The 23,593-nt window shown below is 67.9% G+C and carries 16 protein-coding genes and 1 pseudogene; 5 read left to right on the top strand and 12 right to left on the bottom strand.

Annotation, left to right across the window (positions count from 1 at the left end; all coding sequences use genetic code 11):
* Positions 1-56: 56 nt before the first annotated feature.
* A complete protein-coding gene (locus tag PHLH3_RS27635; RefSeq protein WP_213626694.1) occupies positions 57-875 on the bottom strand; it encodes a universal stress protein in 819 nt (272 codons plus the stop codon).
* 80 nt (positions 876-955) lie between these two features.
* Entirely contained in the window at positions 956-1,399 is a 444-nt protein-coding gene (locus PHLH3_RS27630) for a YiiD C-terminal domain-containing protein (protein ID WP_173171232.1), read from the bottom strand.
* Positions 1,400-1,613: 214 nt separating this feature from the next.
* On the opposite strand from PHLH3_RS27630, the gene PHLH3_RS27625 reads away from it, so the two are divergent.
* Entirely contained in the window at positions 1,614-2,057 is a 444-nt protein-coding gene (locus PHLH3_RS27625) for a VOC family protein (protein ID WP_213626691.1), read from the top strand.
* 24 nt (positions 2,058-2,081) lie between these two features.
* On the opposite strand, the gene trxC is transcribed toward PHLH3_RS27625, so the two are convergent.
* From trxC to PHLH3_RS27610, 3 genes are all read right to left on the bottom strand, one after another.
* Positions 2,082-2,516, bottom strand: coding sequence for a thioredoxin TrxC (gene trxC, locus PHLH3_RS27620; protein WP_213626689.1), 435 nt, complete (start codon positions 2,514-2,516; stop codon positions 2,082-2,084).
* 63 nt (positions 2,517-2,579) lie between these two features.
* On the bottom strand, positions 2,580-3,857 hold the full coding sequence (locus PHLH3_RS27615; RefSeq protein WP_213626688.1) for a bifunctional O-acetylhomoserine aminocarboxypropyltransferase/cysteine synthase: 1,278 nt from the start codon (positions 3,855-3,857) through the stop codon (positions 2,580-2,582).
* Positions 3,858-3,987: 130 nt separating this feature from the next.
* Positions 3,988-4,965 (bottom strand): sulfite exporter TauE/SafE family protein, encoded by a 978-nt coding sequence (locus PHLH3_RS27610; RefSeq protein WP_173171238.1) that lies wholly within the window; start codon positions 4,963-4,965, stop codon positions 3,988-3,990.
* Between the two features lie 243 nt (positions 4,966-5,208).
* Here PHLH3_RS27610 and PHLH3_RS27605 point away from each other — a divergent pair, with 243 nt between their 5' ends.
* The gene (locus PHLH3_RS27605) at positions 5,209-5,907 is read left to right on the top strand and encodes an amino acid racemase (RefSeq protein WP_213626686.1); all 699 of its coding nucleotides are present in this window, start codon (positions 5,209-5,211) and stop codon (positions 5,905-5,907) included.
* A 27-nt stretch (positions 5,908-5,934) separates the two neighbouring features.
* Positions 5,935-7,392 (top strand): alpha/beta hydrolase, encoded by a 1,458-nt coding sequence (locus tag PHLH3_RS27600; protein ID WP_213626684.1) that lies wholly within the window; start codon positions 5,935-5,937, stop codon positions 7,390-7,392.
* A 21-nt stretch (positions 7,393-7,413) separates the two neighbouring features.
* Here PHLH3_RS27600 and selO read toward each other — a convergent pair whose 3' ends face one another.
* The 4 genes from selO to PHLH3_RS27580 all read right to left on the bottom strand — a co-directional run bounded on the left by selO (position 7,414) and on the right by PHLH3_RS27580 (position 16,242).
* A complete protein-coding gene (selO, locus tag PHLH3_RS27595) occupies positions 7,414-8,874 on the bottom strand; it encodes a protein adenylyltransferase SelO (protein ID WP_213626682.1) in 1,461 nt (486 codons plus the stop codon).
* Positions 8,875-8,944: 70 nt separating this feature from the next.
* Entirely contained in the window at positions 8,945-12,259 is a 3,315-nt protein-coding gene (mscK, locus tag PHLH3_RS27590; protein ID WP_213626680.1) for a mechanosensitive channel MscK, read from the bottom strand.
* A gap of 79 nt (positions 12,260-12,338) precedes the next feature.
* Entirely contained in the window at positions 12,339-14,087 is a 1,749-nt protein-coding gene (locus tag PHLH3_RS27585; RefSeq protein WP_213626678.1) for a potassium/proton antiporter, read from the bottom strand.
* A 352-nt stretch (positions 14,088-14,439) separates the two neighbouring features.
* Complete coding sequence (locus tag PHLH3_RS27580) at positions 14,440-16,242, bottom strand: acyl-CoA dehydrogenase (protein WP_213626676.1); 1,803 nt, start codon at positions 16,240-16,242, stop codon at positions 14,440-14,442.
* Positions 16,243-16,381: 139 nt separating this feature from the next.
* On the opposite strand from PHLH3_RS27580, the gene PHLH3_RS27575 reads away from it, so the two are divergent.
* On the top strand, positions 16,382-17,221 hold the full coding sequence (locus tag PHLH3_RS27575) for a 23S rRNA (adenine(2030)-N(6))-methyltransferase RlmJ (RefSeq protein WP_213626674.1): 840 nt from the start codon (positions 16,382-16,384) through the stop codon (positions 17,219-17,221).
* 120 nt (positions 17,222-17,341) lie between these two features.
* Here PHLH3_RS27575 and msrA read toward each other — a convergent pair.
* Positions 17,342-17,988: pseudogene (gene msrA / locus PHLH3_RS27570) on the bottom strand (peptide-methionine (S)-S-oxide reductase MsrA).
* A gap of 95 nt (positions 17,989-18,083) precedes the next feature.
* A complete protein-coding gene (locus tag PHLH3_RS27565; protein WP_213626670.1) occupies positions 18,084-20,789 on the bottom strand; it encodes a GGDEF and EAL domain-containing protein in 2,706 nt (901 codons plus the stop codon).
* Positions 20,790-20,918: 129 nt separating this feature from the next.
* On the opposite strand from PHLH3_RS27565, the gene PHLH3_RS27560 reads away from it, so the two are divergent.
* Positions 20,919-21,398, top strand: coding sequence for a hypothetical protein (locus PHLH3_RS27560; RefSeq protein WP_244862947.1), 480 nt, complete (start codon positions 20,919-20,921; stop codon positions 21,396-21,398).
* A 204-nt stretch (positions 21,399-21,602) separates the two neighbouring features.
* Here PHLH3_RS27560 and aceF read toward each other — a convergent pair whose 3' ends face one another.
* The gene (aceF, locus tag PHLH3_RS27555) at positions 21,603-23,582 is read right to left on the bottom strand and encodes a dihydrolipoyllysine-residue acetyltransferase (protein ID WP_213626666.1); all 1,980 of its coding nucleotides are present in this window, start codon (positions 23,580-23,582) and stop codon (positions 21,603-21,605) included.
* Between the last annotated feature and the right edge of the window lie 11 nt (positions 23,583-23,593).

The raw sequence follows: 23,593 nt of genomic DNA, 5'->3' as shown, positions 1-23,593 counted from the left end.
TTCCAGCTTCCACTTGCGGCTTGCAGCTTGAAACTTGCCGCTTGCCGCTTGGCCTCCTACTTCACCACCAACACATCACAGGGCGGGCGCTGCAGATAGTACAGCGCCAGGCTGCCCAGTAGCGCCTGGGAGATCATGCTGCGGCCGTGGCTGCCGAGGGTGACGAACTGCGGCTGGGTCGCGGCGATGGCCTCGTCCAGGGCGCGTGGCAGGGTGCCGTGGGTGACCTCCAGGCTGATCGTCGGGGCGGCCTTCACGTTGCCCAGTTCATCCTTCAGCAATTGCTCCAGCAGCTCGCGCTGGGTCTTGAGGTATTCGCCGGCGCTGCCTGCCTTGGCCAGCAGGCGGCCGGTCACCTCCATCACGTTCACGGCCTGCAGGTGGCCTTCGGCGGTCAGCAGGCTGCAGGCGCTGCGCAGGGCGTCGCAGGCGCAGAGGGAGAAGTCCAGCGCGGTGAAGCCCTTGCGATAGGGGGCGGGCCTCTCGCCCACCGCCAGCAGCAAGGGGATGTCGATGTGCCGGGCGACACGCTCCAGCGTGGTGCCGATGAACAGCTCCGGTGCGTTGTGGTGGTGGTTGCCGATCACCAGCAGGTCGGCCTTGCTTTCTTCCACCTCTTCGAGAATCTGCAGCGCCGGGCGGCCCTTGCGCAGCAGCACCTGGGTGGGCGGTGCGCCGAGTTGTTCCAGGCGCTGCTGGAACAGGCGCTGGGCGCCTTCGCGCAGGTTTTCCTGGAGCGCATTGGGCAGGTGGTCTTCGAGCACGTGCAGCAGGGTCAGGCGGGCGTCGTACTGGCGCGCGAGGTCCACGGCGCGTTGCAGGGCGAGGTCGGCCTCGCGGCTCAGGTCATGGGCGATGAGGATATGGCTGAACATGGATGGCACCTCCGGGTGAGGCGCCACTCTGGGGCAATTCGCCGCGCGGCAACTTGATCCAGGGCAATCCGCCCCCGGGCTCAGTGGGCGCGCAGCTGGTAAAGCCCGCGGCTCTGCGCCACCACCTCGCCAGTGGCGTCCACCAGGTCCAGCTCCAGGAGGTAGTCGGCCTTGCCGTTGGCACTCGCCTCGGCCTGGATGCGCTCGATCTCCTCGGCGCCGATGCGCGCCTCGACGCTGATGTCGCCCTTGGCCGGGCGGCGGAAGCGCAGGCTCATGTCCTTGATGATGGGGTAGAAGCGGCGGGTGTCGAAGCTGGTGATGAACAGCGCGCCGCCGGGAATCTCCGCCAGGGTGAACAGGGCACCGGCGTACATGGTGCCGATGTGGTTCTCGTTGCCGGCCAGGGGCACCAGCAGCTTCACATGGCCCGGTTCCAGGGTCACGGCCTTGAGCCCCATGCGGCGGACGAAGGCGATCTTGTCCTCGGTGAAGTGGCGGGCCATCTCTTCGCTGAATTGCATGACGATCTCCGGCGGGGCGAATGCCTGGAGCCTAGCCGGATGCGTGCCGCCGGCAATGACCGGGACGGCCAGCACGGGTGACCGAAACGATCAGGACCCGGCCATTGGGTGGGACTTTCACCGAGAGGTCGAGCCTGTAACGGACGCGCTTCATTGCCTAGGGTAGTAAATGGCCTGCGCATGTCGCGCTCGCTCGAACCAGCAGGGAAAGCCCATGAACGCCACCTTCAAGCCCCAGGGATTCAACACCATCACACCGAACAGCATCGTCAGCGACCTGGCCAGCGCCGTCAGGTTCTACCAGGCGGTGTTCGACGCCGAGGAGCTGCTGCGCCTGACGACGCCGGACGGCAAGGTGGTGCATTGCGAACTGAGGTTCGGCGACTCGCGGGTGAACCTGGGGGAGGCGATGGACGGCTGGCCGGAGCAGCCCTTGCTGGCGCAGATCTACGTGCCGGACTCGGATGCGACCTTCGCGCGGGCGATACGCGAGGGCGCCCGGGAGCTGAGCCCGGTGGCCGATATGTTCTTCGGCTCGCGGGAAGGTCGGGTCATCGACCCGTTCGGCAACACCTGGACCGTCTCCACCCACCAGCGGCAGGTCTCCGCCGAGGAGATGCAGCGGGCGCTGAACGAGATGTACGCCGGGCAAGGCTAGCCGGAGCCGAGCCCGCCCGGCGTTCTAGATGCCCTGGCTCTTCAGCCAGCCCAGCAGCTGCGGCAGGGGCAGGGCGCCGCTCTGGCGGGCGATTTCGACGCCGCCCTTGAACAGGATCAGGGTGGGGATGGAGCGGATGTTGAGCTGCCCGGCCAGTTGGCGGTTGGCTTCGCTGTCCAGCTTGCCCAGGCGGCAGCGGCCCTGGAGCTGGGCGGCGGCTTGCTGGTAGGTGGGGGCGAAGGCCTTGCACGGGCCGCACCAGTCGGCCCAGACGTCCACCAGCAGCGGCAGGTCGCCGCGCAGTTGCTTGGCGAAGGTGGCTTCGCTGAGGTCGAAGGGGTTGGCCGGCAGCACGGCGGCCTTGCAGTGGCCGCAGCGGGGCGAGTCGCCCAGGCGGTTGGCGGGGATGCGGTTGAGGCCGGCGCAGTGGGCGCAGGGAATCATCAGGGGGTCGGTCATGGTCGGCTCCGGATCAGGTTTCCCTGATCTGGAGCCGACCGGCCGAATATCAAGCCCTGTGCATCAGCCCCGCGCGGCCTCGAGGGACTGGCTGAGGTCGGCGAGGATGTCGTCGATGTGCTCGATGCCGATGGACAGGCGCACCATGTCGCGCGGTACGCCGGCCTTCTCCAGTTCCTCGTCGTTGAGCTGGCGGTGGGTGGTGGACGCCGGGTGGCAGGCCAGGGACTTGGCGTCGCCGATGTTCACCAGGCGCACCACCAGCTTCAACGCATCGATGAAGCGTGCACCCGCCTCGGCGCCGCCGACGATGCCGAAGGAGAGGATCGCCGCCGGCTTGCCGCCGGTGTAGCGCTGGGCCAGCTCGTGCTCGGGGTGGTCCGGCAGGCCGGCGTATTTCACCCAGGCCACCTGGGGGTGGGCCTGGAGGAAGTGGGCGACCTTCAGCGCGTTCTCGGTGTGGCGCTCCATGCGCAGGGCCAGCGTCTCCAGCCCCTGGAGGATGAGGAAGGCGTTGAACGGCGACAGCGCCGCGCCCATGTTGCGCAGCGGCACCACGCGGCAGCGGCCGATGAAGGCGGCGGGGCCGAAGGCTTCGGTGTAGGTCACGCCGTGGTAGGAGGCGTCCGGGGTGTTGAGCAGCGGGAAGCGTGCCTTGTGCTCGGCCCAGGGGAACTTCCCGGAGTCGACGACGATGCCGCCGATGCTGTTGCCGTGACCGCCGATGTACTTGGTCAGCGAGTGCACGACGATGTCGGCGCCATGCTCGAAGGGGCGGCAGAGAATGGGCGTGGCGACGGTGTTGTCGACGATCAGCGGCACGCCATGGCGGTGGGCGGCGGCGGCCAGGGCGGCGAGGTCGATGATGTTGCCGGCCGGGTTGCCGATGGATTCGCAGAACACGGCCTTGGTGCGCTCGTCGATCAGCGCTTCCAGGGCAGCGATGTCGTCATGGGCGGCGAAGCGCACCTGGATGCCGGAGCGCGGCAGGGTGTGGGCGAACAGGTTGTAGGTGCCGCCGTAGAGCTTGGCCACCGAGACGATGTTGTCGCCGGCCTCGGCGACGGTCTGGATGGCGTAGGTGATGGCGGCCATGCCGGAGGCCACGGCCAGGGCGCCGACGCCGCCTTCCAGCGCGGCGACGCGCTTCTCCAGCACGTCGTTGGTGGGGTTCATGATGCGGGTGTAGATGTTGCCGGCGACCTTGAGGTCGAACAGGTCGGCGCCGTGCTGGGTGTCGTCGAAGGCGTAGGAGGTGGTCTGGTAGATCGGTACCGCCACCGCACGCGTGGTCGGATCGGGGCTGTAGCCGGCGTGGATGGCGAGGGTTTCCGGTTTCATCGTGGCTGCGTTCCTTCGGGGCTGATTGAGGAGCGCAGCATGTGAAAGCGGAAGGGCCCAGGTCAATGACCTGAAGCAATCGTGCAGGCGCGTGGCTAGACCGAAAAGTTAGGTGGCTAGAACCGGCCGATCAGCGCAGGGCCATGTAGATGTTGAAGGCGCTGATCAGGGTGATCAGGGTGCCCACCAGGGTCAGCAGGGTGCGTGCCGGCAGCTTCTTGCACAGCATGGCGGCGAAGGGCGCGGCGAACAGGCCGCCGAAGACCAGGCCGGCCACCAGCATCCAGGTGTTCAGCTCGCCCGCCAGGAGGATGAAGGAGGTGGCGCTGGAGATGGTCAGGAAGAACTCGGCGAAGTTCACCGAGCCGATGGTGGTGCGCGGGTCGCTGCCCGAGCCCAGCAGGCTGCTGGTGACCACCGGGCCCCAGCCACCGCCGCCGGCGGCATCGACGAAGCCACCGAACAGCGCCAGCTTGGCCACGTGTTTCGGCGCGCGGCGCTGGGCCACGTGGCGGTAGGCCTTGCTGAGGATGTACAGGCCCATCAGCAGCAGGTAGGCGGAGATGAAGGGCTTGAGCGCGGCGCCGTCGAAGGTGGTGATCAGCACCGCACCGAGCACGGCGCCGATGATGCCCGGCAGCAGCAGGCGCAGGAACAGGGACTTGTTGACGTTGCCCAGCTTTACGTGGGAGATGCCGGAGAGGCCGGTGGTGAAGACTTCGGCGATGTGCACGCTGGCGCTGGCCGCTGCTGGCGAGGCGCCTGCGGTGAGCAGGAAGGTGGTCGCGGTGATGCCGTAGGCCATGCCCAGCGCGCCATCTACCACCTGGGCGAGGAAACCCACGGCCACGGCGCTCCAGAAGGTCGGGCTGCTCAGGGTGCGCTCGATGATGTCGAGGCCGGTGGCGCCGCCGTGGTCGCCGAAGAACAGGCGCCAGGCGAGGAAGCCCAGCAGGCTCACCAAGATCAGCACGGCCGCCCACATCGCGGCGCGCAGCACCGGGTGGTTGTCGGGGTGGCTGACGAAATCCTCGACGGGAGGAATGCCCAGGGCCTCGTGCTCGGTGTTGATCGGGCTCTGGCTGAGGTCGAGGTTGCGGATCTTCATGCGGGGTACGGCGCCTGACAGTGGGTGGTAGAACAGGCCGGAATAAGCAGGCGGCGAAGATAAGCGCCTTTGCTTAGAGAGTCTAAGAAGATTTCCGCAGGTTCATATTCCATTTTCGTTGGATGGAAGCGGCGCGGGATGGCGCTCGGCGCGTGGGGCTGTACGCACCGATTGCCCGGCAACTGTATGCCCGGCGCCCTCTGAGGCTGGGCTAGGCTTTGAGCTTTTGGCGCAGAGGTGGCGATGAGGACATTGGGTGTACTGGGCGGCATGAGCTGGGAGTCGACCCTGAGCTATTACCGGCTGCTCAACGAGGGCGTGCGTGACCAGCTCGGCGGCCTGCATTCGGCTCCGTTGCTGCTGCATTCGGTGGATTTCGCCGGCATCGCCGCGCTGCAGAAGTCCGGCGGCTGGGACGAGGCCGGGCTCCAGTTGGCCGCCGCTGCGCAAGGATTGGCGCGGGCCGGCGCCGGTGCTCTGCTGCTGGCCACCAACACCATGCACAAGGTCGCGGCGGCGATCGAGGCGGCGGTGGACATCCCCCTGCTGCATATCGGCGATGGCGTGGGCGAGGCCCTGCAGGCGCTGGGCTGCGAGCGGGCGGCGCTGCTCGGCACGCGCTTCACCATGCAGGAGGATTTCTACCGGCGGCGCCTGGACGAGCGTTTCGGCATCCAGGTGCAGGTGCCCGACGCCGCGGCGATGGCGGAGATCGACCGGGTGATCTTCCAGGAGCTGTGCCTGGGCCGCTTCCTCCCCGAGGCACGGGCGTTCTACCTCGACCAGTTGCGCCAGCTGCAAGCCGCGGGTGCCCAGGCGGCGATCCTCGGCTGCACCGAGATCGGCCTGCTGCTGGAGGGCTGCGACTCGCCGCTGCCCCTGGTGGACAGCACCGAGCAGCACGTACGCATGGGCCTGCGCTGGATGCTGGCCGAAGGCTGAACCATGGGGCATGACGGAGCGGGAACGATGCGGACCGGGATCATCCGTTGGGCGGGCCGGGGCGCGCTGCTGCTGGCCTTGGCGATGTCGCTGGTCTTCGCCGTGCGGGTGCTGGACATCCAGGGCGAGCCGTCACTCGAGCCCTGGCACAGGTTCGTGCCGGAGGAGCTCGACGAGCGCGAGCTGGACCAGGCCGACTGGAGCGCCTGGATGAACGCCGAGGCGCGCGTCTTCGCGCAAGTGCGTGAACAGGTCAGCGAGCAGCTGGAAGCCGAGGAGCAGGTGCCGGCCAACCGCTATTTCCCGGGGAGCCCGCTGTACCCCGGCCGTTTCAGCCAGGACTGGAACCGCTCCTATGTGCTGCGCCCCGAGGGCGAGCCGGTGGGCGCGGTGGTGATGCTGCACGGCCTCACCGATTCGCCCTACAGCCTGCGCCACCTGGCGCTGCGTTATCGCCAGGCGGGCTTCGTGGTGCTCGGCCTGCGCCTGCCCGGGCACGGTACGGTGCCGGCGGCGCTGACGGATGTGAGCTGGGAGCAGTGGCTGGCCGCCACCCGCCTGGCGATGCGCGAGGCCCGGCGGCTCGTGGGGGCACAGCGGCCGCTGCGGCTGGTGGGCTACTCCAACGGCGGTGCGCTGGCGTTGAAGTATTCGCTGGATGCGCTGGAGGACCCGTCCCTGCCACGCGCCGAGCGCCTGGTGCTGCTCTCGCCCATGCTGGGGGTCGCCGGCTACGCGCGTTTCGCCGGGCTGGCGGGCCTGCCCGCCGTGTTCCCGGCCTTCGCCAAGGCCGCCTGGCTCGACCTGCTGCCCGAGTACAACCCCTTCAAGTACAACTCCTTCCCGGTCAACGGCGCGCGCCAGTCCTACCAGCTCACCGCCGCGCTGCAGGAGCAACTGCTGAGCGCCTCGCGGCGCGACGGGTTGCGGGGCCTGCCGCCGCTGCTGACCTTCCAGTCGGTGGTGGATGCGACCGTGAGCACCTCGGCGGTGGTGGAGTCGCTCTATCGCCTGGTGCCGGACAACGGCAGCGAGCTGGTGCTGTTCGACATCAACCGCTCGGTGGACTTCGGCCCGCTGCTGCGCCCGGACGCCAGCCTGGCGCTGGCGCGGCTGTTGCCGCCGCCACCGCGTGCCTACCGCACGGCGGTGATCACCAACGCCACGGCGAGCAGCCGGGAGGTGGTCGAGCGGGTGATCGAGGCCGGTGGCCGCGAGGAGTGGGTCCGGCCCCTGGACATGGCCTTCCCGCGCGAGCTGTTCTCGCTGTCCCACGTGGCGCTGCCGTTCCCGGACAGCGATGGGCTCTACGGCCGCCACCCCGATGCGGCGGACGACTTCGGCATCCACCTGGGCAACCTGTCGCTGCGGGGGGAGCGCGGGGTGCTGGTGATGAACATGGACGCCCTGCAACGGGCGACGTCCAATCCCTTCTTCCCCTACCTGCTGCAGCGGCTGGAGCGGGTGGAGGGGCTGGCGCGCTGAGGGCCTCGCCGCGCGCTGGGGTCAGGAGGAGCAGCTGATCTCCAGGTGCTTGCCCCACTCCGGTGGCCGCTCGGCATAGCGCTCCATGCCGGGCTGCTCGTCGAAGGGGCGGGCGAGCACGGCGTGCAGCTGGCGCACCTCGCCGAAGTCGCCCTGCTCGGCGGCCTCGATGGCGCGCTGGGCCAGGTAGTTGCGCAGGATGTACTTCGGGTTCACCGCGTGCATGCGCTGGCGGCGGGCGTCCTGGTCGGCGCCTTCGCGCGTGGCGCGCTCCACGTACTGCGCGGCCCAGGCATCGAAGCCGGCGAGGTCGACGAACTCGTCGCGCAGCACCGCCACCGCCTGTTCGGGCGCGGTCTCGCCCAGGCGGCGGAAGAACAGCGTGTAGTCCACCGCGCTGGTCTGCATCAGTTGCAGCAGGCGCTGCACCAGGGCCTCGTCGCCCTCTTCGGCGCGGGTGAAGCCCAGGCGGCGGCGCATCAGGTCCAGCCAGGCCGCCTGGTACAGCGGCAGGAACAGCTCCAGCGCCTCGCGCAGGGCCTCCACGGTGATGTGGGGCGTCAGCGCCTGGGCCAGGGCGGCGAGGTTCCAGTGGGCGATGGGCACCTGGTTGCTGAAGCTGTAGCGCCCGCTGTCGTCGGAGTGGTTGCAGATGTGGTTGGCGTCGAAATCGTCGAGGAAGGCGTAGGGGCCGTAGTCGAAGGTGATGCCGAGGATCGACATGTTGTCGGTGTTCATCACCCCGTGGCAGAAGCCGTAGGCCTGCCAGCGGGCGATCATCCCGGCGTTGCGCTCGATGATTTCGAGGAACATCGCCAGCCAGGGCTCCTCGGCTTCCAGGCACGCGGGGAAGTGGCAGGCCAGGACGTGCTCGCCGAGGGTCTTCAACTGCTCGTGCTGGCGGGTGTAGTAGAAGTACTCGAAGTGGCCGAAGCGCACGTGGCTCGGCGCCAGGCGCAGGACCATGGCGCCGGTCTCCTTCTTCTCGCGGTACACCGGGGTGCTGGAGCCGGTGACGCACAGTGCGCGGCTGCTGGGGATGCCCAGGGCGTGCAGGTGCTCGCTGGCGAGGAACTCGCGGATCGAGCTGCGCAGCACCGCACGGCCGTCGCCCATGCGCGAGTAGGGGGTCTGGCCGGCGCCCTTGAGGTGCAGGTCCCAGTGCTCGCCGGCCTGGTTGACCACCTCGCCCAGCAACAGGCCGCGGCCATCGCCCAGGCGCGGGTTGTAGCTGCCGAACTGGTGCCCGGAATAGACCATGGCGCGCGGGGCGGCGTCGGACCAGAGCGTATGCCCGGCGAACAGCTCGGCGAACACGGGCTCCTCGGCCTGCGCCGGGTCGAGGTCGAGCAGGGCCATGGCCGCCGGGCTCGCCACCACCAGGTGCGGGTCGTCCAGCGGGTCGGGCAGGACTTCGGTGGAGAAGGCATCGCCCAGGCGGGCGAAGCGGTTGTCGAACTGCAGGTCGTCGAGTCTTTTCATGGGCTCAGCTTGTCACGCGGCCGGGGCCGGGGGAAATCGCGGGGATGGGTGGTCCCCGCGTGGCGGTGGCTTACTTGGCGCGCTCTTCGGCGGCGTCGGCCGCCTGTTCCTCGGCGGGTGCGTGCTCGACGCTCTTGCGGCTGAGGATGACGTCCATCTTCGGCACCGAGGAGATGTTGATGCCGTGCTCCTGGAACAGCTGGTCGATGCGCCGGTTCAGCTCGTCGGTGGCCAGGCCCCGGTCGCCCAGTTCGCGCACGTAGATCTTCAGTTCGTGTTCCAGGGTGGTGGCGCCGTAGGTCTTCAGCTGGACGTTGGGGGCCGGGTCGCGCAGCACGCGGGTGTTCTCCTGGGTGGCTTGCAGCAGCAGCTTGCGCACCAGTTCCAGGTCGGCGCCGCGGTTGACGTTGTAGACCAGCACGATGCGGGTGACGGTGTCGGTCAGCGTCCAGTTGATCAGCTGGCTGGTGAGGAAGGTCTGGTTGGGGACGATGACTTCCTTGCGGTCGCTGTCGGTGATGTGGGTGGCGCGGATGCGGATCCGGTTCACCGTGCCGGTGACGGTGCCGATGGTCACCAGGTCGCCGATGCGCACCGGGCGCTCGAACAGCAGGATCAGGCCGGAGATGAAGTTGGCGAAGATCGCCTGCATGCCGAAGCCGATACCCACCGAGAGCGCGGCCACCAGCCACTGCAGCTTGTCCCAGCTGACCCCGAGGGTGGACAGGGCGCTGACGAAGCCGATGCCGGCGATGGCATAGGAGAGCAGCGTGGTGGTGGCGTACGCGCTGCCCTGGGCCAGTTTCAGGCGCGAGAGCACCAGCACTTCCAGCAGGCCCGGCAGGTTGCGTGCGAGCACGGTGGTGATGCCGGCGATGATCAACGCGCCGAGCACATCCAGAAGGCTGATGGGCACCTGGGTGGCGGCGGCGCCGGTGCCGGTGGCGTATTGGTAGAGCGTCACTTCGTCGAGGTAGGCGAAGACGCTGATCAGGTCGGCCCAGACCAGGTACATCGAGGCGATGAAGACGCCGAGCAGGGCCAGGCGGATCAGGCGCAGGGACTGCTGGTTGACCTGCTCGATGTCCAGGGTCGGCTCTTCCACCGCCACTTCCTCGCCTTCGGCGTTCTCCTTGGTCTGCGCCTGGCGCTTGGCCAGCGCGCGGGCGTAGGCCAGGCGCCGGGCGGCGACGGCCAGGCCGCGGACGAAGGCGGCCTCGATGATCAGGGTGAGGATCAGCAGGTAGAGGGTGTTGATCAGGCGGTCGGTGAGCTTCAGCGAGGTGTAGTAGTAGCCGAAGCCGACGGCGACGATGAACACCAGCGGCAGCAGGGTGAAGCCCAGGCCGATGAGGAAGCGGAAGGGCGAGGTGTGCTCGCGCATCGGTTCGGCCAGCAGCAGGTTGCTCAGCACCAGGGCCATCAGGGCGTAGCAGGTGATGACGACGATGATGCCGATGACGTCCTCGGCCAGCGCCTGGGGCTGGTGCTCGGCCACGGTGACCACGGCCACCAGGGCCATCACCACCATGCCGAGACGGCGAATCTGCTTGCTCAGCAGCGCCACCTGCGGGCGCGGCCAGCGGAAGTGCAGCTCGGCGACGCCGCCCGGGGCGAGGATGCGGTAGAGGGTGTAGAACACCAGCCAGGCCTGGGCCATCTCCATCAGCGCGGCGCCGAGGGTGGCGTTCTGGCCGCGGGCGTCGATCTGCAGGGCCAGGCCGCAGAGGGCCAGGAACAGCGTCACCGGCATCGCCAGGAGGATGTTCAGCAGCAGCGCCAGGGGCGTGTGCATCTGGCTGTCGCGCTTGTAGTGGCCAATGTCCTGGTGCAGTTCGGTGAGCTTCTCGTAGAGCCAGCTGCGGCGCCACAGCAGCGCGCCGATCATCAGCAGCAGGGGGATGAACAGCCAGGGGCGGTCGACCAGGCCTTCACCCAGTTCGGCGACGCCCGAGCCCCAGGGCACGTCCATCAGCTGGCGCTTGAGGTAGTGCGGCGCGCTCTTCAGCCAGGCGAGGTCCAGCGGCTTGTTGCTGGGAATCCAGAACATCTGCTCCTCCAGGGTCGCGCGCAGCGCCTGGGAGGTGCTCTGCAGCTGCTTCTGGTTGAGCTGCAGGGTGATGGACTCGTTGAGCAGGGCGTTGAGCTCGCGGCTCAGGCGGTCGAACAGTTCGGTGCGGGTGGTGGCCAGGTCGAGCAGGGTGGCGCGCAGTTCCGGCGTCACCTGGTCGGCGGGCTGGCGCGAGAGCAGGTCGTCGACGTAGGCCTGGGGGTTGTTGAGCTTGTCGCGTTGCTGGCTGAGCTCGAACTGGTAGAGGCGGATGTCGGCGATCTCGTCGGCCAGGTCGCCGTCGAGCTTCAGGTGCGGCAGGGCCTGCTTCTGCTGGTAGAGGATCTTCGACAGCAGCAGGCTGCCCTTGAGAACGCTGATCTGTTCTTCCAGGGCCTGGTCGGCCTGGTTGAGGGTGTCCAGTTGCTGGCGGGTCTGCAGGTTCTGCTGGGTCAGCTCGTTGAGGCGGTCGGTGGAGCGCAGCAGGTAGTCGGAGAGCTTGAGGTTGGTGGAGCTCTCGGCCGCCAGCAGGCTGTCGGGGGTGGCGTTCTGCGCCTCGCGGGAGAGTTCGGCCACCGTCTGCTCGGAGCTTTCCCGGCGCTTGTCGTTGATCAGCGACTGCAGGGCCTGGGTTTCCTGCTCCAGGCGGTGGATGCGCTCGACCAGCAGGTCGCGGCGGCTGTTGCCCAGGTCCTGCAGCAGGCTGTTGCCGGCCAGCTCCTGGCGGCGCAGCTGGGTCTGGGCGTCGAGGGCGGCCAGCTCGGCGTTGTACTGGTCGCGCTGCTCGTCGGTGAGCGCCTTGCCGGTCTCCTTGCCGACCTTGAGGATGGCGCTGAGCTGCTGGGTGCGCACCTGGTTGCTGCTGATCTCGGCCTGGGCGCGCTCGGGGCGGGTCTGTGCGGTGATGATCAGGCTGTTGGCCTCGGCCAGGTCCTTCTGCCAGCCGGCCAGCTGGCTGCTGCGCTGGTTGAGCAACTGGTCGAGCTGGGCCAGGGAGGATTTGCCGTAGCGCTCGCCGACATCGACCGGCTTGCTGGCCTTGAGGCGGGTGAATTCACGCTGGGCGTCGGCGATCTGGCGTGGGGCATCGTTGAGCTGGCGCTTGAGGTCGGCCAGGCGCTTCTCGCTGTCGGCCTGGTTGCTCAGTTGCGTGAGCGTCTGCTCCAGCACCTGCTGCACGGCCTTCTGGTCGGCTTCCGCCAGCTTGCGGCTGGCGAGGTTGTCCAGGCTCTGCTGGACCTTGGCGCTGGTCGGAGGTTCGGCGGCATGCACGGGCGTGGCACCGAGGCAGAAGCCGATGAGGGCGGCGGCGAGGAGGGGGCGCAGGAAAGACATGGTCGCGTGGGGCGGCTCTGGAAAAAGTGCGGTTGATGATATGTCAGGACGCGGCCCCGTGCTGGGATGTGCCGCGCCTTCAGAGGAACAGTCCGGGGCCTGGACGTCCGTGACCTTCGGGGAATTTGACGCCCACCTTGCGCACCTTGTTCCCCTCCATCAGGGCCACGGTCCAGGTCAGGCCGTTCCATTCCACCTGGTCGCCGACGATGGGCTCGCCGCCGATCTCGTGGGAGATGAAGCGTCCCAGCGGCTGGCTGCCATCGACGTTCTCCAGCTTCAGGCCGTAGAGCGAGGCGACGGCGGAAAGCTGGGCGTCGCCTTCGAGGACGAAGTCGCCGAAGAAGCGCAGGTCCAGGCCGCGCTGGGGCGCCTGGCTGAACAGCTTGCCGAGGGCGGGAAGATCATGCTCATGGCCGATCACGCAGAGGATGTCGCCGGCCTCCAGCACGGTACTGCCCGAGGGGTGCAGCAGCTCGGTGCCACGGAACAGTGCCGCGATGCGGGTGCCGTCGGGCATCTTCAGCTCGCGCAGGGCGGCGCCGATGCACCACTTCTCCGCGCCCAGGCGGTAGACGAACAGCTCCCATTCGCTGGTGGGGTGGATCTCCAGCCCGGCGCGGGAGATGGGCGCCGGCTCCGGCGGCACCGTCACCCGCAGCAGCCTGGCCGCGAGCGGCAGGCTGGCGCCCTGCAGCAGCAGGGAGACCAGGACGATGAAGAAGGCCAGGTTGAAGTACAGCTGCGAGTGGGGCAGGCCGGCCATCATCGGGAACACCGCGAGGATGATCGGCACCGCGCCGCGCAGGCCGACCCAGGCGATGAAGGCCTTCTCGCGGTCGTGGAAGGCGCGGAAGGGGATCAGCCCGATCATCACCGACAGCGGGCGGGCGAAGAGGATCATCCACAGCGCCAGGCCCAGGGCAGGGATGGCGATGGGCAGCAGGTCGTGGGGCGTGACCAGCAGGCCGAGCACGAGGAACATGCCGATCTGCGCCAGCCAGGCCATGCCGTCGAGCATGTGCAGGATGCTGTGGCGCGAGCGGATCGGCCGGTTGCCCAGCACCAGGCCGCAGAGGTAGGCGGCGAGGATGCCGCTGCCGTGCAGGAAGTTGGTGAGGGCGAACACCAGCAGGCCGCCGCTCACCACCAGCAGGGGGTAGAGGCCGTTGGGCAGGTTGATGCGGTTGATCAGTTGCAGCAGCAGCCAGCCACCGGAGAGGCCGAGGAGCGCGCCGATGCCGAACTCGCTGACCAGGTGGCCGAGGAAGGACAGGCTGATCTCGGTCTGCCCCTTGGCCAGCATGTCGATCAGGGTGACGGTGAGGAACACCGCCATCGGGTCGTTGCTGCCGGATTCGATCTCCAGGGTGGCGGTGACCCGTTCGTTGAGGCCCTTGCCGCCGAGCAGGGAGAACACCGCCGCGGCGTCGGTGGAGCCGACGATGGCACCGATCAGCAGGCCCTGCATGATGTCCAGGTCGAACAGCCAGGCGGCGGCCATGCCGGTCAGCCCGGTGGTGATCAGCACGCCGACCGTGGCCAGCGACAGCGCCGGCCACAAGGCCACGCGGAAGCTGGAGACCCGCGTGCGCAGGCCGCCGTCGAGCAGGATGATGGCCAGCGCCAGGTTGCCCACCAGGTAGGCCAGCGGGTAGTTGCTGAAGCCGATCCCGCCCGGGCCGTCGATGCCGGCGACCATGCCGACGGCAAGGATGATGACCAGGATGGGGATGCCCAGGCGCGAGGAAACCGAGCTCACCAGAATGCTTGCGCCGACCAGCAACGCGCCGATCAGGAACAGGCTATTGATGGTGGCTGCATCCACGTATTGAGGCTCCTGGTGACGATGTCGGGGGTGACGCTGGAGGGATGCATGCAGCGTGCATGCCAGCCGGATTCTAACCTGCTACCCGCAACGCGCCGCAAGCGCTGATCGGTAGAAATCCCCAGGTTTTTTCGAACGAAGCCGAGCCGCCGGTTCACGGAATCGACCAGGCGGTCAGGATGTTGTCCGAGCCCGCTTTGCCGAAGAGAAGGGGAGGCGGTGCCGGTGGGCGCGCAACTGGGTCCCCCGTTCGCGGGGATGACGCCTCCACCTTGCAGCGTCGTCGGCGCAGCGGCGGGGCAAAAAAAGCCCCGCATGTGCGCGGGGCAGGGAAACCCTGAAAGCGTTGGAATCAGAACCAGGCGTCGCGCATCTCCAGGCAGGTGTCGTCGCGGGCCTCGAGGATGGCCAGGGCGTGATGGACGCTCGGCACTTCCCAGGTGAGGAAGTAGCGCGCGGCCTGCAGCTTGCCCTTGTAGAAGTCGGCGTCGGCGGGGTTGCCGCTGGCCAGGCCTTCCTCGGCGCGGATCGCCTGCTCCAGCCAGCGCCAGCCGATCACCGCGTGGCCGAAGGCATTGAGGTAGAGCGCGGAGTTGGCCAGGGCCTGGTTGACCTTGCCCTGCATCAGGTCGCCGAGCAGTGCCAGGGTCACGGCGGAGAGGCGCGCGACGGCCTGCTCCAGCGGCTGGCGCAGGGCGTCGAGGGAGCCGTGGGCGGCGGCGCGCCGGCAGGTGTCGTTGATCAGGCGGGTCAGCTGCTTGAGGCCGGCGCCGTTGTTCTGCGCCACCTTGCGCCCCAGCAGGTCCAGCGACTGGATGCCGTGGGTGCCTTCGTGGATGGGGTTGAGGCGGTTGTCGCGGTAGTACTGCTCCACCGGGTACTCGCGGGTGTAGCCGTGGCCGCCGAGGATCTGCACCGCCAGCTCGTTGGCCTTGAGGCAGAACTCCGAGGGCCAGGACTTGACGATGGGGGTGAGCAGGTCGAGCAGCTCATGGGCCTGCTTGCGCTCTTCCTCGGTGGCGAGGGTCTGGGTGTCGTCGAACAGGCGCGCGGCGTACAGGCCCAGGTCGAAGGCGCCTTCCACGTAGGCCTTCTGGGTGAGCAGCATGCGGCGCACATCGGCGTGCTCGATGATCGCCACCTGGGCGCTGGTCGGGTCCTTGCCATCGGGCAGGCGGCCTTGCGGGCGCTCGCGGGCGTATTCCAGGGAGTAGAGGTAGCCGGCGTAGCCGAGCATCACCGCGCCCATGCCGACGCCGATGCGGGCCTCGTTCATCATCTGGAACATGTAGGAGAGGCCGGCGTGGGGCTTGCCCACCAGGTAGCCGACGCAGTCGCCGTTGTCGCCGAAATTCAAGGCGGTGGAGGTGGTGCCGCGGTAGCCCATCTTGTGGAACAGGCCGGCGAGGATCACGTCGTTGCGCTTGCCGAGGGAGCCGTCGTCGTTGACCAGGAACTTGGGCACGATGAACAGCGAGATGCCTTTCACCCCGGGCGGGGCGTCCGGCAGCTTGGCCAGCACCATGTGCACGATGTTGTCCGACAGCGGGTGGTCGCCGCCGGAGATGAAGATCTTGTTGCCCTTGATGCGGTAGGTGCCGTCGCCGGCCGGTTCGGCGCGGGTGCGGATGTCCGACAGGGAGGAGCCGGCGTGGGGCTCGGTGAGCGCCATGGTGCCGAAGAAGCGGCCCTCGATCATCGGCTGCAGGAAGCGCTGCTTCTGCTCGTCGTTGCCGAAGCTCTCGATCAGGTTGGCCGCGCCCATGGTCAGGAAGGGGTAGGCGGAGCTGCCGACGTTGGCCGACTGGAAGTGGGCGAAGCAGGCCTGGGACAGCAGGGTGGGCAGCTGCATGCCGCCCTGCTCGAAGCTGCGGGTGGCGTTGAGGAAGCCGGCCTCGAGGAAGGCGTCCACGGCGGGCTTCACTTCCGGGATCAGCGCGGCAGCGCCGTCGTGGTATTCCGGCTCGTTCTCGTCGCCCTTGCGGTTGTGCGGGGCGAAGTATTTCTCGGCGATGCTGCGGGCGGTGCCGATGGCGGCGTCGAAGGTTTCGCGGTTGTGATCGGCGAAGCGCTCGCGCTGGGTCAGGGCTTCGGCGTCCAGCACTTCGTAGAGTTCGAAGGCCAGGTTGCGGGAACTGAGCAGGGTCTCGGACATGTCGGATCTCCGGTTGGATCGGCCGAGTCTAGATCGGTGAATGAAGGTCGCCTAGCAACATCCATAAGGGTGATAAAGCGGCAAAACCCGGCCAGCGTCGCGGCTGCTAAACTGCGCGCCTCGCGAGGATTTCCACACCATGAACTACCGTCACGCCTTTCATGCCGGCAACCATGCCGATGTGCTCAAACACCTGACCCTGGCCCGCCTGATCGCCCTGCTTTCACGAAAGGAGGCGCCCTTCGCCTACCTCGACAGCCACGCCGGCGTCGGCCTCTACGACCTGGCGGGCGACCAGGCCAGCCGCACCGGGGAATGGGAGGAGGGCATCGGCCGGCTCTGGGGCCAGCCCGACCTGCCGGCGCTGATGGTGGACTACCTCGGCGTGCTGCAGGCGCTGAACCCGGAGGGCGAACTTCGTCATTACCCGGGTTCCCCCGAACTGGCGCGCCAGCTGACCCGCCCGCAGGACCGCCTGCACCTGAACGAGAAACACCCGGAAGACGGCCAGGCGCTGAAGGAGAACATGGCCGGCGACCGCCGCGTCGCCGTGCACCTGGGCGAAGGCTGGCACCTGCCCCGGGCGCTGTTGCCGACGGCGGAGAAGCGCGCGCTGATGCTGATCGACCCGCCCTTCGAGAAAGCCGACGAACTGGAACGCTGCGTCACCGCGCTGAAGGAAGCCATCGGCCGCATGCGCCAGACCGTCGTCGCGATCTGGTACCCGATCAAGGACCAGCGCCAGCTCAAGCGTTTCTACCAGGGCCTGGAAGCCTCCGGCGCGCCCAAGCTGCTGCGGGTGGAGCTGATGGTGCACCCGGCGGACAACGCCCTCGGCCTCAACGGCTCGGGCCTGGCCATCGCCAACCCGCCGTGGGGGATAGAGGAAGAACTGCGCCAGCTCCTGCCCTGGCTGAGCGAGAAGCTCGCGCAGAGTCAGGGCAGCTGGCGGCTGGACTGGTTGATAGCGGATAGTTGAGCTTGAAGCTTGAAGCTTGAAGCTTGAAGCTTGAAGCTTGAAGCTTGAAGCTTGAAGCCGGAAGCCAGAAGCCTCAGGCGGGTGCTCTTTCTTCCAGCTTCAAGCTTCCCGCTTCAAGCTCTAAAGCGGCATACAAACGCCCGTCCCCCCAACCCGCAATACCCCCCCGGATTCTTCGCCAGGTACTGCTGGTGATACGCCTCGGCGTAGTAGAAGGTCGGGGCTTCGTCGATCTCGGTGGTGATGGCGCCGAAGCCGGATTTGCTCAGCTCGGCCTGGAAGCGTGCTTCGCTGGCCTTGGCGGCTTCCAGCTGGGCGGCGTCGCTGCAGTAGATGGCCGAGCGGTACTGGGTGCCGATGTCGTTGCCCTGGCGCATGCCCTGGGTCGGGTTGTGGGCTTCCCAGAACACCGAGAGCAGTTTCTCGTAGCTGATCACCTGTGGGTCGAACACCACCAGCACCACTTCGGTGTGCCCGGTGAGGCCGGAGCAGACTTCGTCGTAGGTCGGGTTCGGGGTGTGGCCGCCGGCATAGCCGACTGCGGTGGACCAGACGCCCTCCTGTTGCCAGAAGCGCCGCTCGGCGCCCCAGAAGCAGCCGAGGCCGAACACCGCTTGCTGCAGGTGGGCGGGGAAGGGCGCCTGCAGGGGGCGGCCATTGACGTAGTGGGCATCGGGAACCGGCATCGGCGATTCGCGGCCGGGCAATGCCTGTGCCGCGGTGGGCAGCTCGATTTTGTGGGCAAGGATCTGCGAGCGCAGGACCATGGCGTTCTCCTCGAAGGGTGGCTGGCTGGTCGATAGACCTGCGGGAATGGCCGATGTTACAGCAGGCTCAGGGCTCAGGGCTCAGGGCTCAGGGCTCAGGGCTGCGGGCGGCAGGGGTAGCGGCGCAGGCTTTCCACCAGCAGGTGCCCGGGGATGGGCTGGTCGAACAGGTAGCCCTGGCCGACATCGCAGCGCTGGCGACGGAGGAAGGCCAGCTGCTGGGCGCTCTCGATGCCTTCGGCGACGACCTTGAGCTTGAGGTTGTGGGCCATGGCGATCACCGCCGAGGTGATTTCCATGTCGTCCTGGTTGTCGGGGATGTCCTTGATGAAGCTGCGGTCGATCTTGATGACGTCGATCGGGAACTTCTTCAGGTAGCTCAGGGAGGAGTAGCCGGTGCCGAAGTCGTCCATGGCCAGGGTCAGGCCGAGGGTCTTGAGCCGGTTGAGCTGGTGCTTGGTGTCGTCGGTGGCTTCCAGCAGCAGGCCTTCGGTCAGCTCCAGTTCCAGCAGCCCCGAGGGCAGCTGTTCCTCGTGGAGGATGGCGGCGATGGAGCCCACCAGGTCCGGGTCGCTGAACTGCTTGGGCGAGAGGTTGATCGCCACCTGCACATCGCCCATGCCCGAGGCGCTGAGGCGTCGGCTCATGCGGCAGGCTTCGCGGATCACCCACTTGCCGATGGGGATGATCATCCCGGTTTCCTCGGCGACGCTGATGAACTGGTCGGGGCGGATCATGCCGCGTTCCGGGTGTTGCCAGCGCAGCAGCGCCTCCATGCCCAGAAGTTGCCCGGTCTTGAGGCAGAGCTTGGGCTGGTAGAAGACTTCCAGCTCGTTCTGCGCCAGGGCGCGGCGCAGGTTGTTCTCGACGAACAGCTTGTAGCTGGCCTCGGCGTTGAGGGTCTCGGTGAACAGCTGCAGCTGGTGCTTGCCGTTGGCCTTGGCCTTGTGCAGGGCGAGGCCGGCGTGCTTCATCAGGGTCTGCGGGTCACGCCCGTGCTGCGGCGCGCAGGCGAGGCCGAGGGAGCCGGTGACGCTGATCAGCTGGTTGTCGACGAACAGCGGTTTGTCGAGGGTGTGGAGGATCTGCCCGGCGGTTCTCTGCCCGCTTTCCAGGTCGGCGCCGTCGAGCAGCACGGCGAACTCGTTGCTGGCGAAGCGCGCGAGGATGTCGCCCTGGCCGAGGGTGTTGCGCAGGCGGCGGGCGAGGCTGACCAGGAGCTTGTCGCCGGTCTGGTGGCCGAGGCTGTCGTTGATGCGCTTGAAGTTGTCGATGTCCACCAGCAGCAGGCAGAGGGGCGATTCGAGGTCGCTCTGGAAGCGCTCCTCCAGGCTGCGGATGAAGTACGGGCGGTTGCCCAGCCCGGTGAGGTTGTCGGTGTAGGCCAGCTTCTCGATGCGCTGCTGGGCCAGCTTGTTGTGGGTGACGTCCTCGTAGATGCCGATGTAGTGCGTCAGCTCGCCGTTCTCGCCGAATACCTTGGAGATGGACAGCTGGCCCCAGTAGGGCTCCAGGTTCTTGCGCCGGCTGCGGAACTCGCCCTGCCAGCTGTTGCTGGTGGAGAGGCTGGAGCGGGCGTCGAACAAGAGGTCGCTGAGGTTCTCCAGGGCCGGGAGGTCGGACAGGCGGCGGCCATGGACCTCATCCGAGCTGTACTGGGTGATGGCGGTGAAGCTGGGGTTGACGTACTCCACCAGGCCGTCGCGGTCCACCAGCAGGAAGGCGCTGGCGCTCTGCTCGACGGCGCGCTGGAACAGGTGCAGGGCGTTGGTGGCGTCGAGGCGTTGCTGGTTGACCAGGACCTGGGCGAACTGGTCGGCCAGCTCGCCGGCGAAGGCGATCTCGTCGGTCTGCCAGACGCGCTGGCCGCCGGTGTGTTCCAGGCACAGCACGCCGACCACGTCGCCGCCGATGCGCACGCTGGCATCGAGCAGGGCGATGATGCCCTGGGGCTTGAGGTAGTCGTTCACCAGCTCGCTGGTGCGGGGGTCGCGCTGGGCATTGTGGGCGTCGATGGCGCGCCCGCTGTGCAGGGCTTCGAGGTACTGCGGGTAGCGGCTGACGTCGATGGCGTCCGGGTGTTCGTGGTGGTCTTGGTCGCGCCGGTAGAGGTTGATGGCGCGCAACAGGTCGCCGTCGAACATCCACAGGGAGGCGCGGGACACTTCGTAGGCTTCGCAAGCGGCCTGGGTGATCAGCTTGGCCGCCTCCAGGGCGGGGTCGCCGGCACCGTAGCGGTGGCGGGCCAGGCGCACGATGAGGCTTTGCTGGGCGCGGGAACGGATCAGGTGTTGCAGGTGGTCTTCCTGGGAACGCTGATAGAGGTCCAGGGAGCTCTTGAGACGGGTGTTCTGGGCTTCGAGTTCGCTGAGGCGCTGGTCGGTGTCTTCATCCGTGTCGCCGTCCTCGGCATCCACCGGCAGCAGGTAGCCGCGAAGCAGGCTGCGTCCATGTTGCTGGAAGGCTTCGCCGAGCTCGAGGATGGTGCGCACGCCGTCGGTCGTGTGCAGGCTGTACTGCACCTGGTAACTGGCGCTGCCGGCCAGCTGGCGCTGGATTTCGTCGTGAAGGCGGTAGCGCGCTTCGGGGGACATCAGGCTGGCGTAGGGCGAGCCGACCAGGGCGCAGAGCTCGGTGGCCGGCATGCCGATATGGCGTTCGCAATTGGGGTCGAGGAACAGCAGCGCCCAGCTGGCCTCGTTGATCCGCTCGAAACGCATGAGGCCAAGCCGCGAAGGGACTGGCAACTGCGTCACAACCTCGGCCACCGTACGGCTGGCGGCATCGGGATGGCTTTTCATCGGGCGGGGGGGTTCCAGTATGCTGACCGAGTCGGGCCTCGGCCCACTTCTTAATATGGCGTCGGGCAAGGGTGCATCATGCGGATGGGGCTGACAAGACAACTTGGTGGGGCTTTGGTGCTGTGCGGTATGTTTTTTTTATCACCGGCCTCGGCGGCCGGTTCGGAGCCGGTTCTCAGCAGCGCTGAGCAGACCCGCTACCTGGCCGAGATCAAGCGTCTCTACCTGTCCGATGACGAGCGCAAGGCGCTGTTCGCGCACACCAATGCGCTGCTGAAGACCTATGCCCTGAGCGCCGGCTACCAGGTCGGCTCCAGCGATCGGCGTGACCTGCAGTACCAGGTGAGCCTGGCGCGGCCGGGCGAGCTGATGCTGCGCGAGGAGGTCCGGGCCACGACGGGGACCGGCGTCGCGGTGCGCAACCGGCTGCTGCCGGTGTTCGGCGTCGATCCGAGCATCAGCTATGCCTGCCCGCGCGAGGGCCAGGCCTGCGTGCTCAACGTGCCGGGTTCCAGCGAGCCGATGCTGACCATCGTGCGCGACCTGGACGGTGCCGGGCAGTTGGCCAAGGCGTTCAGCTTCCTGATCCGCAACCTGCAGAAGGGCTGACCCGGCTGCGACCGGACCCACCCGCCGGCGCGGGTGGGCACCGCTCTCCTTCCTCCTTCCTTCGATGAACGCGATGCGGGCCACCGCAGGGCCGGGCGTGAGCGTCAGCGGGCGAGTCCGTGCGTGGATCCAGGGCAAAAAAAACCCCGCCTAAGGGGGCGGGGTCGAGGTGCGAGCGTGGCGTGCTCGCGATGAAGCAAAGGTTTACAGCAGCATGGTGCGGATATCCGCCAGCACGTCACCCAGGCGCTTGGTGAAGCGCGCGGCGGCGGCGCCATTGATCACGCGGTGATCGTACGACAGCGACAGCGGCAGCATCAGGCGCGGCTGGAAGGCCTTGCCGTCCCAGACCGGCTGGATGGTGGCCTTGGACACGCCGAGGATCGCCACTTCCGGCGCGTTGACGATCGGCGTGAAGCCGGTGCCGCCAATGTGGCCGAGGCTGGAGATGGTGAAGCAGGCGCCTTGCATGTCGTCCGCCGAGAGCTTCTTGGTCCGCGCCTTTTCGGCCAGGGCGGCGGCTTCGGCGGCCAGTTGCAGCAGGCTCTTCTGGTCGACGTTGCGGATCACCGGGACCAGCAGGCCGTCCGGGGTGTCCACGGCGAAGCCGATGTGCACGTACTTCTTGCGGATCAGCGCCTTGCCGCTGGGGGCGAGGGAGCTGTTGAAGTCCGGCATTTCCCTGAGCAGGTAGGCGCAGGCCTTGAGCAGCAGCGGTAGCACGGTCAGCTTGACGCCGGCTTTCTCGGCGACGGCTTTCTGGGCGACGCGGAAGGCTTCCAGCTCGGTGATGTCGGAGGAGTCGAACTGGGTCACGTGCGGGACGTTGAGCCAACTGCGGTGCAGGTTGGCAGCGCCGACCTGCATCAGGCGGGTCATCGCCACTTCCTCGATCTCACCGAACTTGCTGAAGTCGACGGTGGGGATCGGCGGGATGCCGGCGCCACCGGTGGCAGCCGCGGCAGCTGCCGGGGCGTCCTTGGACTTCTGCATCACGGCCTTGACGTAGGCCTGCACGTCTTCCTTGAGCACACGGCCGTGCGGGCCGGTGGCGGTGACCGCGCTCAGCTCGACGCCGAACTCGCGGGCCAGCTGGCGCACGGCCGGGCCGGCATGGACCTTGGCGCCGTCGGAGCGAGCCGGTGCGCCGGGGCTGCCGGCGGCAGCGGCCGACAGCGAGGCGATGGCGTTGACTTCGGCGGCCACGGCCGGGCTGGCGCCCGCCGGGACGCGATGCACCGGCTGGCTGTCCTGCGCGGCGGGTGCTGGTGCGGCAGCCGGGGCGGCACCTGCGGTGCGCAGCTTGAGGATCAGGTCGCCGGTGCCGACTTCGGCATCCAGCTTGACCACGACGCTCTCGACGATGCCTGCGGCGGGCGAGGGGATCTCCATGCTGGCCTTGTCGGACTCCAGGGTGATCAGGCTCTGGTCGGCTTCGACGCGATCACCGGCCTTGACCAGGATCTCGATCACCTTTGCCTTGCTGTCGGAGCCGATGTCCGGGACGTGGACGTCCTGTACCGCTTCGGCAGCCGGAGCGGCCGGGGCAGCGGCGGCGGGGGCCGGTGGCGGTGCGGCGGCAGGCGCTTCGGCGGCCTTGGCGGCAGCCGGGGCGGCGCCTGCGGTGCGCAGCTTGATGATCAGGTCGCCGGTGCCGACTTCGGCATCCAGCTTGACCACGACGCTCTCGACGATGCCTGCGGCGGGCGAGGGGATCTCCATGCTGGCCTTGTCGGATTCCAGGGTGATCAGGCTCTGGTCGGCTTCGACGCGATCGCCGGCCTTGACCAGTATCTCGATGACCTTGGCCTTGCTGTCGGAACCGATGTCCGGGACGTGCACGTCCTGGACGCTTTCACTGGCGGGGGCCGCCGGTGCCGGTGCGGCAGCGGGCTTCTCCTGCGCCTTGGGCGCGGCAGCCGGAGCCTGGGGCGCGGGTGCTGCAGCGGCGGCGCCCTCGACGTCCAGTTCGATCAGGTCGTCGCCTTCCTTGAGGCGGTCGCCGATCTTCACCTTCAGGCTCTTCACCACGCCGGCCTTGGGCGAGGGGACTTCCATGCTGGCCTTGTCGGATTCCAGGGTGACCAGGCTCTGGTCGGCTTCGACGCGGTCGCCGACCTTGACCAGAATCTCGATCACTTCGCCTTCGCCGCCGATATCGGGTACGCGGATCAACTCACTCACAATGCGTCTCC

Source organism: Pseudomonas sp. Pc102 (genome assembly GCF_018408275.1).
Lineage (GTDB): Bacteria > Pseudomonadota > Gammaproteobacteria > Pseudomonadales > Pseudomonadaceae > Metapseudomonas > Metapseudomonas tohonis.
Note: the sequence above shows the minus strand (reverse complement) of the source record. Positions and strands in the feature narration are given on the sequence as shown.